Origin of the sequence: Candidatus Thiosymbion oneisti, from assembly GCF_004359955.1 — a bacterium.
GTDB classification, from domain to species: domain Bacteria; phylum Pseudomonadota; class Gammaproteobacteria; order Chromatiales; family Chromatiaceae; genus Thiosymbion; species Thiosymbion oneisti.
Genome location: NZ_SMSC01000109.1, coordinates 1 through 861 on the forward strand (window position 1 = coordinate 1; position 861 = coordinate 861).

At 61.6% G+C, this 861-nt stretch carries 1 protein-coding gene; it reads left to right on the forward strand.

Annotated elements, in window-relative coordinates:
* The coding region (locus E1958_RS19640; protein ID WP_133513372.1) for a type VI secretion system Vgr family protein at nucleotides 1-861 on the forward strand (861 nt) is incomplete at both ends.

Genomic DNA, 861 nt, shown 5'->3' on the forward strand with positions numbered 1-861 from the left:
AGCGAACGCCTGAGCACCCTGTTCGAGTACCAACTGGAACTCATCAGCGAGTCCCACCAACCGATCAAGCACGAGGAGCTACTCGGCCAACCCGTCACCGTGCGGCTGGAGCTGCCGGATTACCGGACCCGCTATTTCAACGGCATCGTCAGCCGTTTTTCACACACCGGCTTCGACGGGGCGGTTGCTATCTACCGTGCCACCCTGGTCCCCTGGTTCTGGTTGCTCTCCCGCACCACCGACTGTCGCATCTTCCAGGACCAGACGGTGCCGGAGATCGTCAAAGAAATCTTCCGCGAGCATGGCTACATCGATTTCCAGGAATTCTTGATTAACGAGCTCTACCTCCCACGACGCTACTGCGTGCAATACCGGGAGACCGATTTCGCGTTCATCAGCCGGCTGCTGGAACAGGAAGGCATCCACTACTTCTTTCGGCACGAGGCCGACAAGCACACCCTGGTCCTGGCCGATGACAACGGCGCCCATCACCCCGTTGCCGGCTACGAAGAAATCCCCTACTACCCCCCCGATGAGACCGCACTGCGGGAACGGGACCATATCTCCGGCTGGTCCGTGGCCGGAGCGGTCCAATCCGGGGCCTTCGTCCACACCGATTTCGACTTTACAGCGCCGCGCAAAGACCTGCTGACTGAGCGGGACCACCCGCATGAGCATGCCCGGGCGGATCTGGAGCGCTACGACTACCCGGGCGGCTACACCCAGTACGATCAGGGCGATGGCTGGGTGCGGGCGCGCATCGAAGAACTGCATGTGGATTACGAGACCGTAAAGGGCAGCGGCAATGCCCGTGGCCTGGCCACCGGGGCACGCTTCAAGCTGACCAAGTATCCCCGCCAA